Consider the following 7,169-nt stretch of genomic DNA (forward strand, 5'->3'; position numbering starts at 1 on the left):
CCGTCTCAATAGTAGCTTATTGAGGCGGATTCTTCAAAGGCGTGCCGGAAGAATTAAGATACAAGGCACGCTTCCTTTTCTGTTTTTTTTGATAAAGTATACATATTACTATTTACCAAACAATAACTATTATCTATGAATCAAAGTAAACTAAGAAAACTGAGCAGACAGATGGCGGCCGGTTTGTTGCTGGCGCTTATGCTGTGCACATCCGGTGTTTTGTCTGCCTCTCCGTTGCAGGTACAACGGATGTCCGTCAAATTGGAGAACGCGACGTTGCAGGAACTGTTCGATCTGATTGAAGAAAAGTTCGACTATTCGTTCCTGATTCGCAACAACGACATCGACTTGAGTGAACGCATCACGATCGATGTGACCGATCAGTCGGTAGAAACGATTCTGACCGATGCCCTGAAAAAGCAGGGTGCGGCTTTCACCGTAAACAATCAGAGGATTATGGTGTATAAGGCGAATGTGAAACAGACGGATCCTCATCCGGCGGCTTCATCTGCTTCGGCGCAACAGCAGCGCGAGAAAATCGTTATACGGGGCAAGGTGGTCGATGAATCGGGTGAGCCGTTGCCCGGAGTGTCCGTCTATACGAAAGATATGACTGCCGGCACAATCAGCGATCCGGATGGCAATTTTAACCTGTCGGTCAATCAGGCGAACGACAGCGTTTACTTTTCCTATGTGGGCTATCGTACCGAACGTATTTTAGCTCAGGCGTATCGCAATAAAAACGTGTCGATTAAGCTTGTGTCCAATACGGTTCAGATGAGCGAGCTGGTTGTTGTAGCTTACGGTTCTACCAACCGCAAGACGTTCACCGGGTCGGTTTCGGCCATTACGGCGGATGATATTCAGCGGAATAAGTCGAACAATATATTAAACAGCTTACAAGGCACGATTCCCGGGCTTCAGCTCGAAAGCAAATCGCAGCGAAGCGGACGGAGCCGGCCGGAAATCGTTATTCGAGGAGCTTCGTCGATCAACTCCAGTATCTCTCCGCTCTATATCATTGACGGAGCGCCGAGCGATGCCATCGAGCAGCTGAACCCCGACGATATCGAATCCGTCTCGGTCTTGAAAGATGCCGCAGCTATTTCTCTGTATGGCGCTCGCGCGACGAATGGCGTTATTTTGATCTCGACCAAACAGGGACGGCGTAACGCCCATCAAAAAGCCTCCGTCAGATATACGGGACAAATCGGATTTTCGACTCGTACGGGCAAAGACTACAAGATGGTCTCTCCGAAAGATTATTATGAATTGTCGTGGGAAGCATTGCGCAATGGAGCCGAAGATAATCCGGGATTACTGACGGCCGGAGGAAAGAAATATACGTCGGCTGCCGAGTATGCCACGTCGGAATTGCTGAACGCCTTTGGATACAACGCTTATGATAAGGCGAAACCGGTAGGACTGGACGGCAAGCTGGACCCGTCGGCCAAGCTCTTATGGTGGGAAGATTATAGCGAGAGCCTGATCAAAACCGGGCTGAAACACGAACATACGTTTAATATCAATAGCGCGACGGATAAACTCAAATATTATATCTCGGCAGGCTACTTGGATCAGAGAGGGTTGGAGCCGGGTAACGGAGGGTTCGACCGTTTTACGACTCGCACAAATCTGTCGTACGAAATTAATCGTTATGTCACGGTGGGAGCTAATATCGGGATGAGTAACTCGACCACGAAGACAAACAGTATCAATAACGGGTATGCCGATTTTGCTACCTATGCCCGTCTTACTCCGGGGTTATATCCGTTGTACAAACGTAACGAGCAGGGCCAGCCCGTATATGACGAGAACGGAAAGCCGGTGCTGGATTTCGGAAATGGTCCGGCCAACATTTTAAACAGCAGACGGCCGAATGTTACTTCCCAAGAAGGAGGATGTAGCCCTTTAGGTACATTGGATTTAGATAAGAGCGGATATAAAAGTCGGTATTATTTCACGAATTTCTTTGTCGATGTCAATCTGTACGAAGGGTTGAAATTCAAAACATCGTATTCCGGAAATACGTCGTATTCCGACAATCGATTCTACCGCAACAGAACGATCGGAGAGAGCAAAGGAAAAGGGCTTCTGATCGTCAATACCGCACAAACGACGCATTGGACGGTGAACGGGATATTGAGCTACGACAAAGCGTGGGGAAGCGATCGGCGCCTTCGCTTGCTGTTAGGCTCCGAAATCAACGAAAGGTCCAGTTCGAGTGTAAACGCTTCCGTCACAGGTTTTGGCTTTGAAGGGATGGATGAGTTGGTCAACGGCTCGACCATCGTGAAACCTGCTTTGGGAGCAGGTACTTCCTCGTCCGATCGTCTGTTGGGCTTCTTCTCGCGTGCAGAATACGACCTGCATAACCGTTACTTCTTCTCGGCCAGCCTCCGGCGCGACGGCTCTTCCCGCTTCCATCCTGATACACGCTGGGGTAACTTCTGGAGCGCCGGCGCTTCGTGGATCATCAGTCAGGAGAAATTCTTGCAGAACAGTCCGTGGCTTTCGTTCTTGAAGCTCAGAGCCAGCTACGGGACATCGGGGAATATCGGGATGAACGACTATCGCTCCTATTATGCTACCGGATACATGTTTTTGGGTACGCCCGGTGTCTATATCTCGGAATTGGCGAATAAGAATTTGAAATGGGAAATCAACAGACAGTTCAATGTCGGCTTAGATGCGGCCTTTGCCAATAACCGTATCCGTTTGACCCTCGACTGGTATAATCGTCAGACCGACGATCTCTTTTACAATGTTCCGCTCTCGCCTTCAATCGGCTTTAAGCAGGTGCTCCGTAATATCGGTAGTTTAAGGAACAGGGGAGTCGAGCTGTCTGTAACGACACAGAATATACGAACGAAAGATTTTGAATGGACAACGAACTTTAATATCTCCAGCAATAAGAATGAGATTCTGGCGTTGAATCAAGACGAGTTCATCACTGGAAACCGTATTTATAAAGTAGGGCAAAGCACCACCGAGTTTTTTATCCGCGAATATGCCGGCGTGAATCCCGATAACGGGAAGCCCCAATGGTATATCGACGAGATCAGTACGCAGACGGGTGAAAGGACAGGCAAGCGCGTGACAACCGAGAAATGGAGTGAAACGGTGATTAAAACGATTAAGCTCGACGACGGATCGACCAAGACGGTACGTAATCTCGGACGTTACTCTGTCGGGAATTATACGCCGACCATCTCCGGAGGGTTTTATAACACGTTCCAGATCGGCAATTTCGACTTGGGCATTTTGTTTAACTACTCGCTGGGCGCAAAGATTCTGATGGCGGATTATGCTGCGCTCACCAACTCGGGCAGCAACACCGTCAAGCTGTTCCATCATGATATGTTGAATCGTTGGCAGAAAAAGGGCGACGTGACCGATATTCCTCGGTTGACGACGACGAGCGTCAACAATTACACCGGTTCTTTTTCGTATACGTCTACCTACTATATGCGTAGCGGAGATTATCTGAAACTGAAAACCCTGCATGTCGGCTATACGCTGCCTGCGAAGATGAATAAGGCCTTGCGGATTGCCGGTGCCAGATGCTATTTACAAGCCGATAACGTCTGCTATTTCAGTGCCGAGCAAGGATTCGATCCGGAGCAGGTGTCGGGAGGCATTGTCTCCAGCAATTTCCCTGCTTTATCGACCTATTCCGTGGGGGTTAAACTCGATTTTTAACCTTCTTGTTTTTACAAACCATTAATTGATAAGAAAATGAAAACTATAATAAATTTATTCAGTCATCGCAACCTGCTATATGCCATAGTGCTGGTTACCTGTGTCTTGTTTGTGCGGTGTAATGATTTTTTAGATGTGGTGCCGAGAGATAAAGTGTCGTCGGATATTGTGTTTACTTCGTACGAGTCGGCAACGACCGTGCTCGGCGGTGTGTACGATCATATGACCTACTCGGCCGAAGGGTTTATGATCAGGGCGCAGAGTTTGGGCATCCATAACTTTATCCTCGCGGCCGATATGATGGGACAGGATATCATCCCTAAAAACTTCTCCGGACAGTTTCAGGGAGACGACTACAACTTCAGCTCCCGCACGATGGAGAAAGATCGTCCATCTTTCTTCTGGTTCTCCTGTTACAGTCATATCAATGTACTGAACGACCTGCTCGCGAACATGTCCAAAATACAGGGAACGAGTACAGAGAAAAAGCAGGTAGAAGGAGAAGCGCGTACCTTGCGTGCCTACCAGTATCTTTTGCTCGTGCAATGGTTTCAGCAAACGTATCTGTTCAATCCGGAGGCTCCCGGTGTACCGTTATACCTTGAACCGACCATCGATCCGAAGAAGCGCGAAAGCATGAAAAAGGTCTACGAGGCGATTACGGCCGATTTGCAATGGGCGATCGATCACCTGCCGTCCGGACGGCGCAAGGATTCCAAGTACGTAGCTTGCAAAGATATGGCCAAAGGCTTGCTGGCGCGCGCGTATATGGAGACGGGAGAATACGAAAAAGCGGCTGTGTTGGCTAAAGGGCTGGCCGAAGCGTATCCTCTGATGTCGAACGATGAATATAAGAAAGGCTTTAATAATGCGTCGGTTTCCGAATGTATCTGGGCATTGCCAACTTCGACGAAGAATATGAATGCCAACTATTCGTTGCCCACGGTTTGGAGTCATCCGCGCAAAAACAAACGCTGGTCGATGGAGTTTGTCTTCCTGAACAGCGACTTCGTCGAACTGTTTGCAGAAGGAGACGTTCGGAAAGAATTGATTCAGCTCAATTCAAAGACACAGGAGACGGAAAAATTTCCGGAACGGAAATACGTTTCGTTGAAGATTATGGACCCGGACGAAAACGATAAACTGCCCGATGTGCTGTTGATGCGGAGCAGTGAGATGCTGCTGATTGCGACCGAATGTGCGGCTCGGCTGAAAAACGATGCCGAAGCGCAGCAGCTTCTTTTCAAGCTGCAACAGCAGCGTAATCCCGCTGCCGTAAAAACAACGGCAACCGGCGAAGCGCTGATCGACGAAATCTGGACGGAGCGGCGCAAGGAATTGTATGGCGAAGGCTTTGCGCTGCTTGATCTCAAGCGTTTCCGCAAGCCGCTCGTACGAAAGGGTCTTCATACCATCAAAAGCGATGCTGCGGATGGAGTGCTGTATCCTGCCGACAGCAAGATGTTTACGTTGCAAATACCCGAAGGAGAAATTCAGACGAATAAAATTGAACAAAATCCATAAATGTATTATTCATAATAAAAACGAAAAATGAGAAAACAAATCATCGGATCTATTTTTATGTTGATGGCCCTGTCGTTTGTGTATGGGCAGAAAAGTGAAATCACCGTAAAAGGAAGTGTGAAATTTCCGGACGAAAAGTTCAAGATGCAAATTTTCTACACGGACAAGTTTGATAAAGTCGTGATCGACTCGTTCGAAGTGAAAGCTGACCAAACGTTCGAAAAGAAAGTGCAACTTCCTTTTCCGGGTATTTATTATATCGATTGTCAAAAATGGGAGTATCTGAAATTCTGGGGCGAAGATGAAGATATCGAGGTGCATTTCAGAGGGCAGGATACGGCAAAGGTAAAAATCAAAAATCCTCCGTATGAGCATATCGTTAATCCCGGACCGAATAACGAATTGATGAACCTGCAGAATTATTTCGATTACATGGCGTATCAGGGTATGATCGGCGCCGGAAAAGAAGTATTCCGAGCCGGTGAAAGCTCCTGCGACGATTGGAAAGAATATGTGAAAACTGCATACGACAGGGCGGCCGTAACAAGTGCGGAATATAACAAATATCTCGCTCGTTATTACGCTGACCGTAACAGTTCCATTTCTCTGCTCTATCGGCTGAAAGACGAAGAACTGAGAAATGGTATCCTGACTTATTTTCAGAAAAATAAACCGGATTATACTCCTTATGTAAAATATGTGCAGGAAGAAGTGGAAAAGCATGCTCTGACCGATAAGCTGGCCGTTGGCAAAGTGGCTCCGGACTTCAAATACCCGACGCCGGACGGTAAGAAACAGATCGGTCCTCACAGTTTTAAAGGGAAATATCTGCTGATCGATTTTTGGGCGTCCTGGTGCGGACCGTGTCGGAAGGCGATCCCGCATCTCAAAGAAGCGTACGAGAAGTACAAAAAGCAGGGATTCGAAATCCTCTCCGTGTCGATCGACCGGAAAGAGGCCGATTGGAAAAAGGCGTTGAAAGAGGAGCAGATGCCCTGGAAGCAAGTGCTTGCACCCGAAGCGGGAAAAGAGATTATGCGTACTTATCAATTCGCCGGCATACCGCATCTTGTGTTGATCGATAAAGACGGGAAAATCATCGAAAGAAATATTTCCTCCACCAAGCTGGACGAGACTCTGCAAAAAGTAATCAATAAATAATCTGTTATTCTGATCGTTCAGCATTTTTTAGGGAGGGTGTGTCAAAACGCAATATTTGGGCACACCCTCTTTAGGTGTGTAAGAAATGGTGAAATGCAAGGCACTAAGGATGAGGGCGAGGGAGCATACTAAGGTATGTGACCGAGCTCACATTCCGCAAGCAACGAAGCAGTTTGCCCGTTATGACACACCGCCCTTTTTTGTGCCGTGCATGACCATACCTCAAAGCCCAAAGGCTTGAATGAAGAACCCTTTCAGGGCTTTTCAAAGACGTCAGCATTCAACGTAATTTAATTGTTATTTGTCCATTGTCAATGGTTATGGGAAAGTGAAAAACGAAGAACGAAAAGTGAAAAGTCCTTCGGAGGTTTAGTTGTTTAGGTATTTGTTGTTTAGCGTTCAACTCAACAAATAAACAGTTCAACGCTTCAACGTCCGAAGGGCTTCATTTTTCACTTTCCACTTATCATTCTTTTGCGTCCTTTGCGTTCGGGCATCGTAATCGTAATTTTCCTTTCCTTTTATCCCGGATTCCGCAATAGAAAGTATAAGAATGAATTTCATTCAGGCTTTCAGCCCTCCGAACAAGGTCCGGATGTCGATCCCCCACCCTTGCGGGATGGGGCTGAAATAATCCGGGCTTTCAGCCCTTGTATGCCTTGCGGGCGTTGAGTTGTTGAAATGTTTATTTGTTGAGTTGAATGTTAAACAACAAACACCTAAACAACTAAACATCCGAAGGACTGAACGCTGAAGGCTGATTGCTGTAAAAGCCCTGAAAG

At 47.3% G+C, this 7,169-nt stretch carries 4 protein-coding genes; 3 read left to right on the forward strand and 1 reads right to left on the reverse strand.

The genetic code is table 11. From position 1 onward, the window contains the following. Positions 1-135 precede the first annotated feature (135 nt). Genes Q4A89_RS06540 through Q4A89_RS06550 form a run of 3 tightly spaced genes read left to right on the forward strand, consistent with a single transcriptional unit; the run spans position 136 to position 6,387 of the window. Positions 136-3,702 (forward strand): TonB-dependent receptor, encoded by a 3,567-nt coding sequence (locus tag Q4A89_RS06540; protein ID WP_303184432.1) that lies wholly within the window; start codon positions 136-138, stop codon positions 3,700-3,702. A gap of 36 nt (positions 3,703-3,738) precedes the next feature. Beyond that, positions 3,739-5,226 carry a RagB/SusD family nutrient uptake outer membrane protein gene (locus Q4A89_RS06545; protein WP_303184433.1) on the forward strand — a complete coding sequence of 496 codons (1,488 nt, stop codon included), beginning with the start codon at positions 3,739-3,741 and terminating at the stop codon, positions 5,224-5,226. Between the two features lie 27 nt (positions 5,227-5,253). Continuing rightward, positions 5,254-6,387, forward strand: coding sequence for a TlpA disulfide reductase family protein (locus tag Q4A89_RS06550; protein ID WP_303184434.1), 1,134 nt, complete (start codon positions 5,254-5,256; stop codon positions 6,385-6,387). A 564-nt stretch (positions 6,388-6,951) separates the two neighbouring features. Here Q4A89_RS06550 and Q4A89_RS06555 read toward each other — a convergent pair. Further along, positions 6,952-7,169 (reverse strand): hypothetical protein (locus tag Q4A89_RS06555; RefSeq protein ID WP_303184435.1); only part of this gene is annotated, 218 nt, incomplete at its 5' end.

It is taken from the genome of Tannerella sp., assembly GCF_030528505.1.
GTDB lineage: Bacteria > Bacteroidota > Bacteroidia > Bacteroidales > Tannerellaceae > Tannerella.